Source organism: Bacillus sp. C-3-6, assembly GCF_054509685.1.
On the sequence record NZ_CM137247.1, the window covers coordinates 2,950,391 to 2,969,527 of the forward strand.

Here is a 19,137-nt window from a genome sequence, read left to right on the forward strand (position 1 = left end):
ACTTCGCACCTTATACAAATTTATAATCAGTGACGATACAAACACGACTACAATAATATATACATAATAATCACTCATTATATCTGTTACTTCTTTAATCGGCTGGAGAGAATACAATATATAAACCAATCCTTTTACTTAGCCATCTCTCATTATCGGATTGATTGTTTCTAGATACTTAATTCCCTCTATACTAATTTTAATCGGTAATCTATTCCGATTAAAATTACAAATGATAAATGTATCCAGTTTTCCTTTTTGCCTACTTGCTAAATTCAGCAATTAAAACGTTTTTAAAAGACTCTGGATTATTAATCTTAAAACTGTTCGAATTGACGGCCAATGTATGTTTGCCTCCAAGTGTTCCACCAGCAAAAGTGGAAAACCCTAGAACGCCACCTCTGTGTCCCCATACCGAGACACCATTCGGAAGCTTAATTTCAAGGATTCCAAGACCATATCCGGTTCCCTCTCTATTTGTAGGAACTGTAGTAAGCATTTGTTTTAACTGCTGTTCCTTCAGTAATTTACCACCTAGTAAGTAAGAGAAGAATTTGTTTAAATCGTCAGCAGTAGAAATCATATCTCCATCCGAGCTACCTGGGTTAATATAAGTAACGTCTTTTAGCTCACTCGCTCCGTCTAGTTGCAAATAGCCACGGGCATGCTTGGTGCCTGGAATCACACTTGAATTACCAGGTAGAAATGTATTTGACAAATCAAGCGGTTCAATAATTCGGTTTTCAACCTCTTCCGCATAACTGTTGCCAGTTACTTTTTCAATAAGAATCCCCAGTAATACGTAACCTGTGTTTGAATAAGACCAACCCTTTCCTGGTGCAAAATCTGGGGGAAGAGAAATCCCCATTTTGACGAATTCTTCAGCCGTATACGATTTTTTTGTATCCATAATATCGAAGTCTTTTGAATTTATATAATCAGCAATACCACTTGTATGATTCAATATTTGACGGATAGTAATCTGGTTACCATCATATCCGTTTCCTTGAATAACGCCAGGTAACCATTTTTCAATGGAGTCGTCTAGATTCAAACGGTTCTCTCCAGATAATTGAAGTAGAACTGTTGCAATGAACGTTTTCGTCACACTGCCAATGCGAAAGCGAAAATCTGCTTTCATTGGTTTCTTAGTTCTCAGATCCGCTATCCCAGCGGTATAACTCCAAGTTTTACCACCCTTAGAAATTTGAGCGAGTATTCCCGGGTATCCAAGTTGCAGTTCATCTCGTATTGCTTTCTTAACGGAAGTACGATCGCTTTGCGTACTTGTTTGTAACGAACTAGATACATTTTGCGTAGGTTCTGCTTTTACAACTGATGTTGGTGTTATGTATAACAGGGAACTTCCACCTATTAAAAGTGCTAGACTTGCACATGTAATTTTACTGCGTGTTTTCATAAAGAATTCCTCTCTTCTATTAAAATTGTATAGATAGTTGATAGAAGTGTCATATACGAACCACACAGCTATCCATTCTCCAAATGATGAAAAGGCAACAATGCATTTGCAATCATTGTACTCATTATTTTCACAAAACACTCTTGTTACTGATTGTTTATTTTATATGTAGGCCGTAATTGTTCCCCCCTTCACGCCTCCTTATATTTTTATCCTACACAATGAAAATCTCTTTTTTCTTACCTATTCCTTACAAATTCCTTACATTCAAAATCACTTGTACACTAGGGTTGAAGTAGCATCTGTGCCCGAAAGCGCAAAAAACACCGATGCTTTTCGCTTCAGTGTTTTTTGCGCTTTACATATTGAAGATTCATTTTACTCTTAACAGGTTAAATTGCTGATTTTTTCTAATACGATTATTCTTCTTACTATATAAAACAAATTTCATAGTATTATATGAAACACTTCTCAAGTTGTCATTAAGGCACATTATTCTAAATTTATTAATGTAGTTGAGATGGACTCACTTTTTGAATTTGAACGAGTATATCAAACGCTTTACCTAATGATATATCAATAGTTTTTGGTATATCAGGCCCTTCGGTAGTTATTCCAGCGAAAATTGGATGTTGTTCGTTTAACCACGTTTTTGTCACGCCGTTCGCCTTACGTAAATCAATAAAAAATTGATCTTTTTTCACCTGTCCAAAAATGTAGTTATAACTGTTTGGATCATCCGATTTTAATGTTCCGTATGGGCCGAATTCACCATTGCTATTAATTGGCCACAGTAAGACTTTATTTCAAATCAAAAAAATAGATTACCTGTACACTAAAAAGTATAGCGCACAGATAATCTAGTTGTTTTTGAGATTAATAAAAGACTAATTTATTTTTTGAATTCTTCCATCAATAATAGACTGAATTGGTTCTTTTGATTTTTTTATATAATCTACTAATGCTTCAAAATCAGTTGGTCCTGTTTCAGCATCTTTACCGTTTTTAAAGGATACAAATCCATCTCCACCTGAAGCTAGAAATGCGTTAGCAACGACGCTGTAAGTTTTAGATGGAGTAATTTCTTCTCCATTTGTTAAGCGAATACTTGTTACTTTTTCTCCATTAGGCTTGTTCGCATCCCAAGTGTATTGGATCCCTGAAATTTGAAGCATTCTTGTTATATCTTTTTGCCATTGTTGATTTAAAATATCACGAATGTCTTGACCTGTTAAATTTACTTTTATTAATTGATTTCCGAATGGTTGAATACCATATATCTCTCCCCATGTAATATCACCAGCATCTAAGTCATTACGAATACCACCAGGATTCATAAGTGCAATTTGGGATTGCATTGTTGCACGCTGGGCATCAGCAACCAAATTTCCCAGAGTAGATTCACCAGCCGTATTGAGTTTGCGATCTAGTGGAGCAATAGACTTACCTACAACTTCATTAACAAGAGGTGCGATTTTTGCTTGATATTTCTCCATCTTCTTCTTTATTTTTTTATCAGGCTCCATGCCTTCATGGTAAGTTGTAACAATTTCTGCTTTTTTCTCAACAATATCTTGTGTCTTACGATCAATCTTTACATCAACATCAGCAAAAGCCATACCATATGAATTTGCTTGTACGACAAGTTTATTATTAACAGTTCCATTTACATAAGTGTGGCTATGCCCACCAAAAATAACATCGACTTCTGGATCAGTCTCATTTGCTAATCGGACGATATCACCATTTGTTACGCCGTTCCCATCTGTTATACCTCCGTTATGCGCAAGAACAACGATAGATTTAACGCCTAGTTTTTTTAATTGCTTTACGGATTTGTTAATAGCTTCAACTTCATCTGTAATTTCTACATTCTTTAGCATAGTAGGCATAACAAGGTTAGGAACATCTGTTGTCACGACTCCGATAAATCCAACAGGAACTCCTTGTACCTTTTTTATAGTGAATGGTGGTAAAAATAAACGACCGGTGGATTTATTATAGAAATTCGCAGCAACATATGGGAATTTTGCTCCTTTAAAATTACCTGTTTTCTCATGGTATCCACCATAAATAAGACGATGCATTTCCTCAACACCTTCATCAAATTCATGATTTCCTATCGTTCCAACATCGAATTTCAAATCATTTAGAAATTCAATTGTAGGTTCGTCTTGTAATAATGCTGAAACAGGAGTACTTGCTCCAACAACATCTCCAGCATGTACCTTTAATGTATTTGGATTTTGTTTTTCACGATCACGTAAATAAGCCCCTAAGTACTCAATTCCCCCTGCATCTTTATTGTTAATTTTTTTTACAGTGTCTAGTTGCCCATGAAAATCGTTAATACCGAGCATTTGTACATCTATGTAGCGGTTTTGTTCTGTACTCGCTTGGATTGAAGGCGCAGCAAATACACTAGTAAAAGTAACTGTACTTAATGCTAAAGCAACTGGAATGATTTTTTTCAACATAAAATTTCTCTCCCCTAATTAAAATCTGACATAATACGATGTTATTTTAATATATTAAGAGAATTATTTCCATAAAATTTCTACCAATTATAAAAATTAATAAGATTTTATTGTTTTCTGACAAGATATTTCTTCCTCAAAAAAATGTACATTTCTTTGTTTTGAGGATTATTCAAAATATTATCTTGCTAGTAATATAACAATACTTCTAAGAAATCTAAAAAACTCTAATCAATATATTTTAGCTGTTAAGAAGAGTATTCAATCCAAAATTAATAGGGATTTATCAACCTAACATCTCAATATCACCATTTAAAAAGATGCTCCTGGATTTATCCAAGAGCATCTTTTATAAAGCTTTATTTTTTACTTGTTTATAATTTATCAATTAACAATTATATAGTTGTAATCAGTCATTTAAAAATAATAGGAGTGCTTCATTAAATTCTTTAGCATGCGTTGCATTTAGCCCATGTGGACCACCCTTTATTAAAGCGAGTTTACTACCAGGAATGGCATCATATGTACGTTTTCCACTTAATTCAAAAGGTACAGTTGCATCAGAGTCACCATGAATAATAAGAGTAGGTATATTAAACTTCTCCAGGTCTTTTCTAAAATCTGTCTTACTAAAGGCGGTAATACAATCAAGCGTTCCTTTAGGTGATGCACTGGCTGCAATATCCCAATTATATAAACGGAATGGCTCACTAACTAAATCTGTTCGATTACCAGCCGCGAAAAATCCCTTAGTAAATTCATCAAGAAATGCAAGGCGGTCATTTATCACACCACTTTTGAATGCTTCAATTGTAGCATCATCTAATGCCCCTTCAGGATGATCCTCTGATTTGTATAAATATGGAGGTACTGCTCCAGCAAAAACAGCCTTTTCAATACGATCTGTTCCATACGTACTAATATACCGGGCTACCTCGCCTCCACCCATAGAAAAACCAACAAGTGTGACATTTTGAAGCTCTAAATGTTCTAATAGTTGATGTAAATCAGAAGTAAAGGTATCATATTCATACCCTTCCCACGGCTGAGATGATTTTCCAAACCCTCGACGATCATACGTTATAACTCTGTATCCAGCCTCAACAAGAGCTGGAACTTGGTATTCCCAAGATCGACCACTTAACGGCCAACCATGAATTAGTACAACTGGTTTTCCTGTGCCATGATCCTCATAATATATCTCAATTGGTGCTTGATTTTCGGTTCCCACAGTAATTTTAGCCATGCTTCTACCTCCAAAAAGTATTCTAATATGTATCCTTTTCTTCAATAATCCGGATGAATCTCACAATCTATTCATGCACGTTTATGTTGTGAACTCTAAGTATGAAACTCTATTGTTCCAATGCATTCATTTTCTCCTTTTGGAACAATCCCCCCTCTAATACCTTTTTCATCATAAAATAATTACTGAACATTACTCATATTCAATTGTAATAACAAAAATAGGTGACTATCAATATTGTTCTATCTATAGGATGTATAGGTAAAACCAATCTATTTTATAGTGAAAACAACTATAGTTACGACCTATACAAATTATAGATAATTTAGAATTGATTAATGAATCAGTTTTCAAATACTATAAATTTGTATAGCACTTCATGTTCTGTGAATGCTGCTATGACCAATATTATTGGTCAGCTTAGTTATAAACGAAGAAACTTATGATAGTATTCGACTATTTAAACTTTCTTCGATTACTTAATTTTTAGGAGGAATACATAATGACTGATCTCTATTCTCGTATTAACAAAGATGATGCTGTCGTTCTTTTAGTAGACCATCAAACTGGTCTTATGTCCGGACTAGTACGTGACTATGGTGTTGATGAATTCAAGAACAATGTTTTAGCTCTTGCTCATACTGCTAAGTTTTTTGATTTACCAGTTATTTTAACAACAAGTTTTGAAAACGGACCTAACGGACCTTTAATGCAAGAATTGGTTGATCTCTTTCCTCATGCACCAAAAATAGCTCGACCTGGACAAATTAACGCATGGGATAATGATGATTTCGTAAAAGCAATCGAAGAAACTGGAAAAAAGCAACTTATCATCGCCGGCGTAGTTACGGACGTTTGTGTTGCTTTCCCTGCACTTTCCGCTATAAAAGCTGGATATGAAGTATTTGCTGTTACTGATGCTTCAGGAACTTTCAGTAAACAAGTTGCAGATGCTGCAAATACTCGTATGGCACATAGTGGTGTGCAACTTATGAACTGGTTTAGCGTAGCTTGCGAATTACAACGCGATTGGCGCAACGATGTCGAAGGTTTTGGCAATTTGCTTGCTAGCAATCTTCCAGGCTATCAAAATATAATTGGAAGCTATATGGGCGCGCAGCGAGATCTTAGTAAACAAAATGCATAATAGCTTTTCTTTCAAAAAACTAGATAGTATACATTTAGTGCTGATTAAATCAGCACTCTCTTTTAAATTAAAAGGTATAGCAAATATTTTATTTTTACGATTACAGGTTTAATTAACAGAAAATATATTTTTTCAATAATATTAATTTTAAACAATTAAAAAAGGAGCTGTTTATTATGAGTAATTTAGAATTATTAAATCCGGAGAACAGTGCATTAATTTTAATTGATTTTCAACCTCAAATGACTTTTGGAGTTGCAAGTATTGATAGACAAACATTGATTAATAACGTTATGCTGCTTGCTAAATCAGCAAAAACTTTTAACGTACCTACTATTCTTACTACAGTTGAAACACGCAGCTTTTCTGGTTATTTTTGGCCACAAATTCTTGATATATTCCCAAACCATGAAATTATAGAACGTAGTTCAATGAACTCTTGGGAAGATCCGAAATTTGTTGAGGCAGTTAAAGCAACCGGTAGAAAGAAATTAATATTTGCAGCACTTTGGACTGAAGTTTGCCTTGCATTCCCTGTGCTTGAAGCAATTAAAGCTGGCTATGAGGTGTATGCAGTTGATGATGCTTCAGGTGGTACTAGTTTGACAGCACATAACGCTGCTATGCGTCGTGTAGAACAAGCTGGTGCAATTCCAGTGACAGCAATTCAAGTTTTACTTGAATACCAACGTGACTGGGCACACAAAGACACTTATGATGCTGTAATGGAGATTGTAAAGGAACACACTGGTGCTTATGGTCAAGGTGTAGAATACGCATATACTATGGTGCATGGCGCACTTCCAAGCAGGAAAATATGAAACAAGAAGGAGTAGCTGTCGAAGAGACTTATACAGGGAACACGATGGATGCTGGCAATCCAGTAACAACGATTGTTACATGGGAAATTCAAGAAGGTAGAGAAAAACAGTTTGAAACATGGAGACATGAAATTGAGGCTGCGGCTACTAAATTCCCAGGACATTTAGGTGTAAATCTAATAGTCCCAAGTAACGAATCCAGAGAGTATACTGTTATTTTTCGCTTTGATACGTATGAGCATCTACGTGCTTGGCAAGAATCAGATGTTCGCCGGGATTTGTTAAAAACGGCCGAGCAATTTCAAGCCACTAATCCAACTTACAAAACTGAAAGCAGTTTGGCTTATTGGTTTGTTACTCCGAAAACGCCAGTTCCACCTCCAAAATGGAAAATGTCTATCGTTACCCTTCTGGGTGTATGGCCTCTTAGCATGTTAGTTCCTAAAGTGATAGGACCTATTATAAAACATATGAATCCTATTATGTCAGCTTTTTTTGTTTCTGTATGTATAGTGTCCTTGCTATCATGGGTAGTCATGCCGATTTTCGGTAAATTATTTCATCCATGGTTACAAAATAATAGAAAGTAGACGAGGTGTGAACATGAATTTACCGGATATGATCTTATATAACGGAAAAATTACTACCCTTGACCCTTCTCAGCCTGAGGTATCTGCTATCGCCATAACTGATGGTTTAGTCACTGCAGTAGGTGGAGATGAGATTCTTAATAGTGCCACGGAAAAAACAAAAAAAATAGACCTAAAAAGAAAGAGAGCTATTCCAGGCCTGAATGACTCTCATATACACGTTATTCGTGGTGGTCTGCATTATAATATGGAATTACGTTGGGAAGGCGTGCCATCACTTTTTATTGCTCTAGAAATGCTCAAAGAACAGGCAAGGCGTACACCTGCTCCTCAGTGGGTAAGAGTAGTTGGAGGTTGGTCTGAATTTCAATTTAAAGAGAGACGGATGCCAACATTAGAAGAGATTAATGCTGTTTCTGAAGACACGCCTGTCTTTGTGCTACATCTTTACGATAGAGCACTTGTAAATCGTGCAGGGCTACGTGCACTGGGATACACGAAAGATACCCCAGACCCTCCAGGCTGTTTAATTCAGCGGGATAAAAGAGGTAATCCAACGGGCCTTTTAATTGCTAACCCTAACGCTTCTATTCTTTATTCAAGTTTGGGTAAAGCTCCAGTACTTAATCTTGACGACCAGATTAACTCAACTCGCCATTTTATGCGTGAATTAAATAGATTAGGTATTACAAGCGCCATCGACGCAGGTGGTGGTTTCCAAAATTACCCTGATGACTACAAAGTTGTTGAACATTTAGCCGAGAAGGAACAATTAACTTTGCGTATTGCTTATAATCTATTTACGCAAAATCCTAATCATGAATATGAAGACTTTGCTTCATGGGCAAAAATTGTTTCTCCTGGTCAAGGAAATGATAAGTATAAAATGAATGGTGCCGGAGAAATGTTAGTATTCTCGGCAGCCGATTTTGAAAAATTTCAAATGCCACGGCCCGAACTAGCTACAGTAATGGAAGCCGACTTAAAGAAAGTAATTTCTCTATTGGTGGAAAACCGTTGGCCATTCCGTTTACATGCAACTTATGACGAGTCAATCACACGTTTCTTAAATGTATTTGAGGAAGTTAACAGAGAAATTCCTTTTAATGGGCTACGCTGGTGGTTTGATCATGCAGAAACAATCTCAGATCGTAGTATGGAACGTGTTAAGGCTTTAAATGGCGGTATTGCCATTCAAGACCGCATGGCTTTTCAAGGTGAATACTTTGTTGACTTATACGGAAAGGAAGCTGCAAAGCATACTCCTCCGATTTATCGTATGTTAGATCTTGGTATACCTGTTGGCGCCGGTAGTGATGCAACCAGGGTTTCCAGCTATAACCCTTGGGTCGCTCTTTACTGGATGGTTGCCGGAAAAACCATTGGTGGTCTTTCCATATACGATGAAAAAAATAAACTTGATAGAAAAGTAGCCCTAGAATTATATTCAAAAGGAAGTGCGTGGTTCTCTGGTGATGAAGGTAAAAAGGGAACCCTTGCAGTAGGTCAGTTTGCTGATATTGCTGTATTGTCTGCTGACTACTTTACTGTGCCAGAAGAAGAAATCAAAGACCTTGAATCATTACTTACCATTATGGGTGGGCAGATTGTTTATGGAAATGATGAATTTAAAAATTTATCACCTGAATTGCCGCCAGCATCACCTGATTGGTCACCGACGGGCGTTTATGGTTATGGTGGTGCTAACCTAGCAAACACTATACTTTCTCACGATTCCCATGATAACAAGTTACATAGTTGTAGTAACCCTCTCCATCAACACACTCATACCGTAATAGGAAAAGATGGAACTAAATGGGGGATTGGTTGTACTTGCTTTGCTTTCTAAATCAAAACCACCGGTATAATGCCGGTGGTTTTCTTTCTACAATAAGGATATGTAGATTCAAAATAGCAGTGTATATCCCCATATGGAATCTGTTACTATGCGATAAGACCAAAGAATTGATTGATTAACTTAACTTGTTTTTGATAGCCTTCTCTCCTTGCAAAGTCTGTCCTTTTTTCCTTAATTAAAAGTCAATGGTATCCCCCTTTTTGATCGACTACACCACACATATAACCCCACTGTCCTTTGACTTTAATATAGATTTTAATTTTTTCAATTGTTACACTAGAATCATTATTATTTCTATTACACTGATACTTTTTGAGAATCATTTAACTTCTGCATAAAGATGCGTGCTGCAAAACTTAAAAATTTATCATCAAAGTGTATAAGATTAATATCTTGACTTGGTGTTGGATCAGTAATACGAACTATGCTCAAAGTATCATTATTAACAAAGTTAACCAGTGAAAGAGGTATTATGGCAACCCCATGTCCATTGTATACAAGGCTCAATAGAGAAATAGAAGATTTTGTTTCTATATTTGCTTCAGATAAAGATAACCCTAAACTCTCACAATATATCTTAATAGATTCACGACAACTACATGAAACCATTACTCTACTGAGCCCCACTAATTCTCGAAAAGAAACAAATGATTTATCATTCAAAGGATGATTTTTTGGAATTACAAGGACGAGCTCTTCACTATACAAAAGGGTGTTTGTTAATGTGTCTGGAATTTGAGCACTACGTGTAATCCCGAAATCAATATTTTTGTCAACTATTTGATTTACAGCAACTTCGGATTCTATAATCTTTACTACAATGTTGGGATAATGTTGTTGAAACTTCATAATATAAGGTGTTAAATAAGTGAGATCCTCTAATAGACCTCCTATAGTAATCACACCTCTTTTTACACCCTTTAATTCAAAAATTTCATTATAAACGTCATCAAATTGTTGCATGATAAATTTTCCTTTATCAAATAGCAGCTTACCGGCTTCTGTCATTTTGATACCTCTTCCAACTCGATGAAACAAGGGTGTATCAAGTTCACCTTCTAAAACTCGTATTTGTTGACTTAAAGTCGGCTGTGAAATACCTAGAACTTCCGCAGCTTTAGTGAAACTATTATTATTACAAACTTGAATAAAATACTCTAAATGACGTAATTCCATTCTTGATACCCACTCTCCGCTTTATGAAAGATTTATAATTTAAAGGACGATATGTATACGTTAACATAACAACTTTATTTCATATTATACCGATTGAAATTACACGCTTTATTCATTTTGTATTATAATAAATTTACTACCATTTATTAATTTTTCCTCCTATTTATTTAAATTATATTTAATTAGGACATTACTAATTCGAGATATATTTCTAAAGATTTATAGTTCTAGTGCATAATACCCTAATTTTTTCAACTTTTCGATTATCATTTTTTTCTCAATATAGTCCAAACCACCAAATATTTGCTGAATCGCCTCTTTATGCTGAGGAAAAATAATATCCATTAGTTCAATACCTTCTGAAGTAATTGACGCATACGTGACACGGCGGTCTTTAGGACATGGTTTTCGTATTAAGAACCTCTTCTTTTCCAACTTATCCACTACATACGTGATACTACTACTTGCAAGTAATATTTTGTCTCCAATTTTTTGTATAGGCTGATCGCCTTTACTATACAGTAGCTCAAGCACTGCAAATTCTGTTGGATTAAGTCCATAACTTTTTATATCCTCTTCAATACGCTTAGTAATTGACTGTATTGCCCTAGATAATATAACAAATAACTTTAAAGATAAGCTCTCATCGTTAATCACGCTAATAATTACCAATCCTTTACAAGTTATCTTGAATTCGAGATTCATTATATTATCGTCAAAATATTATGTCAATCATTCATTTTAGCTTTATCAATCCATTTATAATTTATTTCTCAACATATGACATATGGAATTAGAAGAAAACAATTGTTAATATATAAGTATCTCAATTACGTTATTTTTTTTAAAGAGAGCTTGTTTTTAATCGCAAGTTCTCTTTTGCCATATTCTAAATTGAATTCGGACAAATTTCAGATGATGAGTCTGCCCCCCCCAAGTATATGATATAGTTTTTTTAACAAAGATTAGAGCCCTCCTACAAGAAGGAGGGCTCTAATCTTTCATATAAATATTCACCATTTTTATCATTGCGAGGACATCAAAACTTTAACTTGATGGGGATATGGTGCTATCTCAATTAATAAATATTACAAACCATATATCTATCATATTTTTTATAAACAGGATTAATTAGATTTAAAAAAAGATTTCTTTTTCTTTACTCGTAATAAGTCACCTGTCCATCCTTTGAATCGCATATACATATACATACCCGCTGTTGTGAAAATAATAAATAAGAGAGCGATTAAATAGCTATATTTCCATTCTAGTTCAGGCATGTATTTAAAATTCATACCCCATAATGCTCCTAAGGCTGTCAAAGGCGTACTCACAGCAGTTAATACAGTAAGAGCTTTCATAATTTCATTCCCACGATGAGAAGAAACAACTTCTTGTAAATGAATCATCGTGTCTAATTCTTCTTGGTACTCTTTAACAAGTTGTAATCCACGCTCTAATTTTACGTGTGTTTGTTTATAACAAAGGGTGTTTGTTAGTTTTTCTAACCAAGCTTCTTTTAGGCCTTGTAACACCTCTTGTATTAAGCGAAACACATGTGTGTTCATAAATAATTCATGACGAATATGATAAATCCTTTCTAAAACTGCTATGTTATTATGATGATAAAAATCCCATAATACATTTCTGAAATTGTTTTCAAAGTAGTCAACCTTTCGCAAATAGTGAGATATAAACATTGATAAGATAGCACATAATCCTTCAGCAGAACTATTACAATTTTTTGTACCCATAGGGATATTATGTATTAATTTTTGGAAATCCTCTTCCTCCTTTTCCTGAACTGTTATCAGTATTCCATGAGCTACGAAATAATGAAGAAATTTTTGAATTTTGGCGTCTTTTTTATCTTGATCATATAAAAACGAACCATATACACAAGTTTGACTTGGTGATAACGTATAAACATATAATCCATTTTCACAAGGAGAACTTATTTTCTTTACAAATTGAGCGAAATAAGATGTTACATCACGAGGGATTATAGAAGAAAGTTTTTCAAGCTCACTAGTTTTCACATGATACCAACTCCATTTCGTCATTTTTATGCATTCCATATTATTCTTCCTTTCAAAATAGTTTTATGTTTAATCGAATCATAACCGTAATATGACATTTGTATGTAGGTATTCATGTCTTGGAGGAAAAGTTTTTAGATCATCTAAATTACAAAATAAATGACATAGGAGGCCTTATTCTTTTAAAAGGAAGACCCCCTATATATTAATTATTTTTATTCTCAATTTTAAACATTTCCTCTATACAATCACTTTTTATCTTTTCTTATAAAGAATTTATTATATGTGGAAAAGAAGCTACATAATTTGGCACGTCTATTCAACGAACTCCATTTCAGTCGTTATTATAATTTGGATTCATATGCAGAGTGATTGGTGATGTCGTCAAATACTTGACTCCCAATAATGTAGTATCCATGAAGTGCAGCCTCTTTCGAAGCGTCTACCATACGGAAAGAAGAAATTTCACTTTGCATTTTTTCAATTCGTTTTTTGTGGAGATCTACTATTCCTCCTGTCCAAATAATAGTATCATACTGTTCTAACGTAAATTGTTCTTGTAATACACGTATGACGTCTTGGAAGTGTGCATCCAACTCTTTTTGAATCAAAGTATGAACCTGACTTGTCTCATGATTTTCTTCTCGACATTCATATCCTTTTTCTAATATGTTTGGCATGTCGTTAATATGCAATTGATTACTTTCACCCTCATAATTCTGCACGATATTCTTAATATTTTTCAAAGGCTTGCTACATCCTAGTTCCGTCTCATAATGATTTAAAATGAGATTCTGTTTCATATCTGTCATTTCTAATGTACGAAATCCACCATCAATAATTAAGATGCGATCTCGTTCCTGAATGATTCCCTCTTTTAAGAAATAGGCATGTAAAGCGACCGGTTGCTGAAGAATCAAAGCATTTTCCACCGTAATATGAATAAATTTCCCATCAATTTGCACGGAAGTTTCTTTTTTTAGTGCACGTTGTAATTGCTCATGCTGACTACCAAAACAAGTGATGGGAAGCCCGGTAACAACTAGAGATAACACGACATTTTCTTTATAATCCTTTGCAATGCAACCAAATATTTGTTGTTTAAATCGTTCGCTTTCATAATAATTTTCTATTTCATCGTCAAATGGAGGAAGAAATGAAGCGTCAGATTGATGTGCTTCATTTCCCATGTAGTATGCAAAGTCTAAGTCTATAAAACTTACCTTTGTTAAATCTTCACTTTCAGCATGATTAGGTACAGGGGCTAGTGTGGAAGCTTCACTCTTGATTGTCATCTCAGAATCTACAGCCTGTCGATATGCCCTTTTGGTAAAGCCAATTCCTACATCAATTGCATACAGAGATTTCATACTTTTTTCCTCACTTTCTATTTTTAGAGTTAAATCTAGGCACTCTCTTCTTTCCCTTCTTTCACATATTTCTTTTCATTTTTCGTTTTTTCCCCGTCTAAGTTCTTACTATTTTCATTTATTTCGTAATCCTTTTCACCTGTTTTCTTTTTATTATTTTCGTTTTCTGTTAAGTCTTTAATGGTAGAAATGACAACTGGTGTGGCTGTAAGCAGTTGTGGTAATGTTTGTTTTGCAACATTAGCTGCAGTTACAGAAAATTGTTTACTTGTCTCAGTTACCTTCTCCAATGTTTCCTTTATGTTTCCTTCTTGTAGTTTTTCTTTTACGCTTTTTCCTTTTGTTTGTATAGCTTTCCGATTTTCTTTTTTTAATAGGGAGACTATGACTCCGGTCGTAATTCCAATCACAGCATATTTAAATATTGTATGTTTCATTTTTCTCATCCTTTTCTATTTTTATTTTCTTCAATGCTACAACCTAAAATAATTACCTTACCTATTTATCAGATGTTGCAATCTATTACAGAGAATGATAGTTTTGCGGCTACCTATCATTCGCCATTGGTACTTCAGCTGTTACTAGGAGTAAAATCTTCCCTTGATCTAGTTTTTCTTCATATAAGTTAGCTTCCTCCTTCGACAACCCCATTTCTTCCATTTGATTTCGAAGTTCGTCCCCTTTTTTGGAGAAAAAGTTGATAATACTTGTTCCCAATCCTTGTTCTTTTACTCCAATCGTATTTGTGTCTGTATCATCCGCAATCCTTTTTGTTATATGTTTTTCATGTGCTAAAACATAAATATCATCGTGGCGAACCCCTTGCAATTCTAGCTCTTTTACTTTCATAACTACTTCCTGTTCATTTTGATATTCATAAACTACCGTTTTTCTTTCATTCGTATGCATGGTATCTTTCCTCCTTTAGATTTTTTATTTTTTATTTAGTTGTTATGTAATATGTAATACACCTATTTTAAAGATGTTAAACCTAAATTTTCAAAAAATTTCACACAATAGGTTATTCATGTTTTTAATATCAAAGAAATGTCACAAGAACTTTGCTTTGATAAAAGCGCTACAAATAACGATTTGTTTGGAAGGCAAGCCCATTGTTTTATAGAAATCATAGAAAAATAAAAAAGCACTCCTTTTCAAAGAGTGCTTTTAAAAAACATATAACCTAATAAAAATATTTCTATTTTGATTACGGAAAGAAAGTCTTTATTAAAACATATGGTTGCTAATTTAATTACGATTTGCCTTGCCCCCAAGTAACAATATCATTTAAAACATACTCAGGGATATTAGTAGGACTATAATATTCATCTGGCTTACTTATTCCCCCATCCCCCTCTGTAAAGAAATGATTTAACTTTGGATATAGTCGATAATCTACATTATCTCGTTCTTTTAATTGTTCTTTCCAAAGAGGAATTTCAATTTTTGATTGAATTTGATAGTCTCGTTCTCCTTGAATAATAAAAAGCGGTGTCTTTTGTTCTTTTGACATTTCCACTGCTTTAATTTTATGGATAGAACCCTTACTTCACAGGATTTTTTTGCTGTTTTCACTATATCCTTACTATACAAATGAAAATATACAAACTTTGCATAAAAAAATGATTTTATAGTATCTTTTTAATATCCATGTCCGCCTTGCCAACCACCATGTCCGCCCGGCCAACCACCATGTCCACCTTGCCAGCCACCATGTCCGCCTTGCCAGCCACCATGTCCGCCTTGCCAACCACCGTGTCCGCCTTGCCAACCACCGTGTCCACCTTGCCAACCACCGTGTCCACCTTGCCAACCACCGTGTCCACCTTGCCAACCACCGTGTCCACCTTGCCAACCGCCTTGCCAACCACCGTGTCCACCCGGCCAACCACCGTGTCCGCCTTGCCACCAGCCTGCATAGCCTTGTCTCTGTGAGTTCATTCCTTCGCATCCCTTCTTATTAAAAATTCAAATACTGTAACTGGGTATTCTCTAAATATAATTATGTATCCCAAAAATAAATGTATCCGCAAACATCCCGATTATTGGTAAAGTAATTATCTAATGAAAAAAACATTTATTATTGCAAATCTAAGCTCTATTATTTTTTGCTTTTCCAAAATTTTTTCGCTATTTTATTAGCATAATACTTTTTAGATTCAATTTCATCATAGTTACTTAGTATTAGAACAGACCACTCATTACTTGTGATCCTTTTTCAACATTACATCAGAATCCATAGTTGGGCTTTAGTTATACAAAGAAAACGATACTTCACTATTGAAGTATCGCAAAAAAACTATTTACTTACATTATTATGACTATAACCCTATCCGGTATTAGTTACTCACCTAAAATTGCAAATGGGCTAAATGATTCATAATGAATCAATTCCTTTTCTATACTGTGTTCTTTTAATACTGGAGCCGTTGACTGCACAATTTGTATTGTTTTCTCGTCAATCATAAATGGTACATCCCTTCGTATACAATGTCTTTATAAAACATTAGCATTATTTGAAATTTACCTTTCATAATTTCATTTTTTACTTTTAACTTCAGAATATCGAATCTTTTTTTATTATGGATCTAAACTGATCCAATAGTGATTCTGGCGCAATTGCTCTGAAGTTTTTACACTAGAACCTTCTTATTTACGCATTGAAAAATGTTACCTATAACGGAAAAGCCCAGATAGCGATGTGGCGGTATTCCTATTAAAGGTATCTCTCCTTCTAAAGTAGACAGTACTTGCAATCTTAGTACGAATCACAGTTGAATTCATGTTACTTAATCGTACCCATTCCACCAATTTTAATCTTAACCTTGACGTTTACATCGCCTTTTGCTAATTCGTTACCCCAATTATTTTGTATTTTTTTCCATTTCGGATATGTGTATGTTCTTGCATATCCTCCAAGCCCAATAGGATCAATTTTGGCGGTTTGTATTTTTTGTATTAATTGCTTGAAATCAGCTTCTAGCTTAGTTTCAATCGCCTTTTGTAATTTTGCTGCGTCCTTTCTAGTGTTAAACGAAAAAAGTCGTTCTGTAATACCGATTCTCATCTTTACATCTACATTAAATATAAAATGATCATCATATCTTGCCTTTGTCTTTACTTTAATACCATAGGCAGTAAAACTTATCAAATCTTTATCTTGACTATCTGAATTTAGCTTAATTGGAACTGTAAATGGTAACTCCCCTGCAGTTCCTTGTTGCAAAATGCGTAAGAGTTTGTTTTCATCAGGTTTCAGTGTTAATTTATACTTTCCTTTTTCATCCAATAAGGCTGTACCTGTCACCCATATTTTATTCTTTTTTTTCAGTTCAGTAATATTTGCTGTTAGCCCTTTGTCTGCTCTTTGTTCATATAATTCTTGAAGTGTTGTTTTCACCGTGATATTTCTTAAAAAAGCGGTATCAACTAGTTTTGTTAAATATATAGGAAGCCTTGGTTTATCTTTTGGACTATAGAAGATGACGTCTGAAACAGGTCCATCTACAGCGACAACCCTTGCGGTAACTGTATTTTTGGGATCACGGTAAAATGGATCAAGGTAAATTTCCCAGTTTTTTTGTTTCAGTAGCCTTTTTCCAACTAAAATAACCTGTGTTTTACTTCCGGCGGTAAGTGCCATAACCGTAGCATCAAATTGGTCTCTTGCTTTTCGAACCGTAGCAGATTTCACACCAGTAGTTTCTTCTTTTATTTTTGCTTCTTTATTGAAAACAGGGCTTGATATATACACTAATAAATTATCATTAGGATCTAAATCGATACCAAGAATAAGAGTAAGAGAAACATCTTCAACATTTCTTTGATCGAAGCATCCAGTCATCAAGAACACCAATAACAAAATACAACATAGTACTTTTCTTTTCAATGTATTCTCCTCCGGCGAAACTTCTCATATAGACAGCAATACAGCCATAAAATAATAGGTAATATATATGTTACTCCTAATCCAGTATTCGATAATACCTGTTGCCAAATTTCAGATTCATTCCAACTAGGATGAGTCCAAAATGTGAATCCGATAATAAGCAATAAGAGAACAACTACATGAGAGCTGTGATCTTGTTTTCCAAGTAATTGGCTTGAACAAAATACAGAACAGTATAGGGCAGGGATCCATGATGTGGAAACAATGGTTAAGTAAACAGCCAATAAAATCATGTCAAAACGTTCTAAAAAACGAAATTCAATTACTTTCAGTAAATTTATTACCGGTTGATTATATTGCGTAATGCTATCAGGGCTAAAATAGGCAAAGCAAACAATAGTAGCAAATAAATAAAATAACATCGTTAAGGTGTTTGCTATAACCATTCCATGGACTGCATACTGTTTTTTTTGTAAAAATGGATATAAAAAGAAAGCAATATCAAACCCTAAATAAGCATAAACAGTGCTTGGTACAGCGGTTAATATCGGTTTCCACCCTTCTTTTAAAAGCGGAAAGAAAGGCATCCAGCTTCCATTCCCTATAAGAGGGATTAAAAAAAATATCGGAATCCAAAGCGCCATATAAAAAAAAAGTTCGGCGTATCGTCCTAAAATACTAGGACCGTTACGTGCAACAAAATAGGTAGGAATCGAAAACAAAAAGATAACGATATAGTCAGGCGTTTTCGGGAGAAGCCATCCCTTAAGGTAAAGCATAGCGTTTATAAGAACGATACAAGAATAAAAAGCGAAGTACATCATGTAAATAACAACGAATGCTTTCCCTACTATTTTTCCAAACAATCGTATAAGAATATCATAAATCGTATCCTCAGGATATCTTGCAGCTGTTTTCACTATAAACACACCTGATATTGTGGAGAAAATCCAACCAATCAATATAGCTATCCATCCATCTGTTCCAGCCTTTTCTGCAAGCACACGTGGAAGCGATAAAACGCCAGTGCCCACCTGCACTCCATTAATTAAAATAATATACTGCATAAGAGTGATTTCATTATAGGCATACTTTTTCATAATT

17 protein-coding genes and 3 pseudogenes are annotated in these 19,137 nt (G+C 34.6%); 5 read left to right on the forward strand and 15 right to left on the reverse strand.

Annotated features, from left to right (window positions below; translation table 11 throughout):
- Positions 1 to 262: 262 nt before the first annotated feature.
- From ACW0JX_RS15205 to ACW0JX_RS15220, 4 genes and pseudogenes are all read right to left on the reverse strand, one after another.
- Positions 263 to 1,420 (reverse strand): serine hydrolase domain-containing protein, encoded by a 1,158-nt coding sequence (locus tag ACW0JX_RS15205; RefSeq protein ID WP_071731978.1) that lies wholly within the window; start codon positions 1,418 to 1,420, stop codon positions 263 to 265.
- A 506-nt stretch (positions 1,421 to 1,926) separates the two neighbouring features.
- Positions 1,927 to 2,202, reverse strand: a pseudogene (locus tag ACW0JX_RS15210) (erythromycin esterase family protein); the annotation flags it as partial.
- Positions 2,203 to 2,307: 105 nt separating this feature from the next.
- Entirely contained in the window at positions 2,308 to 3,897 is a 1,590-nt protein-coding gene (locus ACW0JX_RS15215) for a bifunctional metallophosphatase/5'-nucleotidase (RefSeq protein ID WP_000913775.1), read from the reverse strand.
- A 409-nt stretch (positions 3,898 to 4,306) separates the two neighbouring features.
- Positions 4,307 to 5,143, reverse strand: a complete 837-nt coding sequence (locus ACW0JX_RS15220; RefSeq protein ID WP_416474395.1) for a bromoperoxidase — start codon at positions 5,141 to 5,143, stop codon at positions 4,307 to 4,309.
- Between the two features lie 502 nt (positions 5,144 to 5,645).
- Between ACW0JX_RS15220 and ycaC the strand changes: the two genes are divergently transcribed.
- From ycaC to ACW0JX_RS15240, 4 genes are all read left to right on the forward strand, one after another.
- A complete protein-coding gene (gene ycaC, locus ACW0JX_RS15225; protein WP_000131213.1) occupies positions 5,646 to 6,290 on the forward strand; it encodes an isochorismate family cysteine hydrolase YcaC in 645 nt (214 codons plus the stop codon).
- Between the two features lie 176 nt (positions 6,291 to 6,466).
- Positions 6,467 to 7,111: a hydrolase gene (locus ACW0JX_RS15230; RefSeq protein WP_000067162.1), complete on the forward strand. Its 645-nt coding sequence runs from the start codon at positions 6,467 to 6,469 to the stop codon at positions 7,109 to 7,111.
- Entirely contained in the window at positions 7,108 to 7,701 is a 594-nt protein-coding gene (locus ACW0JX_RS15235; protein ID WP_000806856.1) for an antibiotic biosynthesis monooxygenase, read from the forward strand. The genes ACW0JX_RS15230 and ACW0JX_RS15235 overlap by 4 nt, the downstream gene beginning before the upstream one ends.
- A 13-nt stretch (positions 7,702 to 7,714) precedes the next feature.
- Positions 7,715 to 9,550 (forward strand): amidohydrolase, encoded by a 1,836-nt coding sequence (locus ACW0JX_RS15240; protein WP_416474396.1) that lies wholly within the window; start codon positions 7,715 to 7,717, stop codon positions 9,548 to 9,550.
- Between the two features lie 306 nt (positions 9,551 to 9,856).
- Here ACW0JX_RS15240 and ACW0JX_RS15245 read toward each other — a convergent pair whose 3' ends face one another.
- From ACW0JX_RS15245 to ACW0JX_RS15270, 6 genes are all read right to left on the reverse strand, one after another.
- The gene (locus tag ACW0JX_RS15245; RefSeq protein ID WP_000423186.1) at positions 9,857 to 10,735 is read right to left on the reverse strand and encodes a LysR family transcriptional regulator; all 879 of its coding nucleotides are present in this window, start codon (positions 10,733 to 10,735) and stop codon (positions 9,857 to 9,859) included.
- Positions 10,736 to 10,954: 219 nt separating this feature from the next.
- Positions 10,955 to 11,398, reverse strand: a complete 444-nt coding sequence (locus ACW0JX_RS15250; RefSeq protein ID WP_016122794.1) for a MarR family winged helix-turn-helix transcriptional regulator — start codon at positions 11,396 to 11,398, stop codon at positions 10,955 to 10,957.
- A 464-nt stretch (positions 11,399 to 11,862) separates the two neighbouring features.
- Entirely contained in the window at positions 11,863 to 12,813 is a 951-nt protein-coding gene (locus ACW0JX_RS15255; RefSeq protein WP_098852383.1) for a magnesium transporter CorA family protein, read from the reverse strand.
- 305 nt (positions 12,814 to 13,118) lie between these two features.
- Complete coding sequence (locus ACW0JX_RS15260) at positions 13,119 to 14,144, reverse strand: ParM/StbA family protein (RefSeq protein ID WP_459244876.1); 1,026 nt, start codon at positions 14,142 to 14,144, stop codon at positions 13,119 to 13,121.
- Positions 14,145 to 14,179: 35 nt separating this feature from the next.
- Positions 14,180 to 14,581, reverse strand: coding sequence for a hypothetical protein (locus ACW0JX_RS15265; RefSeq protein WP_000683216.1), 402 nt, complete (start codon positions 14,579 to 14,581; stop codon positions 14,180 to 14,182).
- Positions 14,582 to 14,690: 109 nt separating this feature from the next.
- Positions 14,691 to 15,053, reverse strand: coding sequence for a general stress protein (locus tag ACW0JX_RS15270; protein ID WP_459244877.1), 363 nt, complete (start codon positions 15,051 to 15,053; stop codon positions 14,691 to 14,693).
- A 138-nt stretch (positions 15,054 to 15,191) separates the two neighbouring features.
- Between ACW0JX_RS15270 and ACW0JX_RS15275 the strand changes: the two are divergent.
- Positions 15,192 to 15,269, forward strand: a pseudogene (locus ACW0JX_RS15275) (acyl dehydratase); the annotation flags it as partial.
- Between the two features lie 127 nt (positions 15,270 to 15,396).
- Here ACW0JX_RS15275 and ACW0JX_RS15280 read toward each other — a convergent pair.
- From ACW0JX_RS15280 to ACW0JX_RS15300, 5 genes and pseudogenes are all read right to left on the reverse strand, one after another.
- Positions 15,397 to 15,684, reverse strand: a pseudogene (locus ACW0JX_RS15280) (alpha/beta hydrolase); the annotation flags it as partial.
- Positions 15,685 to 15,785: 101 nt separating this feature from the next.
- Positions 15,786 to 16,085, reverse strand: a complete 300-nt coding sequence (locus ACW0JX_RS15285) for a hypothetical protein (protein ID WP_459244878.1) — start codon at positions 16,083 to 16,085, stop codon at positions 15,786 to 15,788.
- A gap of 402 nt (positions 16,086 to 16,487) precedes the next feature.
- A complete protein-coding gene (locus tag ACW0JX_RS15290) occupies positions 16,488 to 16,610 on the reverse strand; it encodes a flavoprotein (RefSeq protein WP_000564622.1) in 123 nt (40 codons plus the stop codon).
- A gap of 319 nt (positions 16,611 to 16,929) precedes the next feature.
- Entirely contained in the window at positions 16,930 to 18,033 is a 1,104-nt protein-coding gene (locus tag ACW0JX_RS15295; protein ID WP_053564050.1) for a Ger(x)C family spore germination protein, read from the reverse strand.
- Positions 18,030 to 19,133, reverse strand: coding sequence for a GerAB/ArcD/ProY family transporter (locus ACW0JX_RS15300; RefSeq protein WP_003270936.1), 1,104 nt, complete (start codon positions 19,131 to 19,133; stop codon positions 18,030 to 18,032). The genes ACW0JX_RS15295 and ACW0JX_RS15300 overlap by 4 nt, the downstream gene beginning before the upstream one ends.
- Positions 19,134 to 19,137 lie beyond the last annotated feature (4 nt).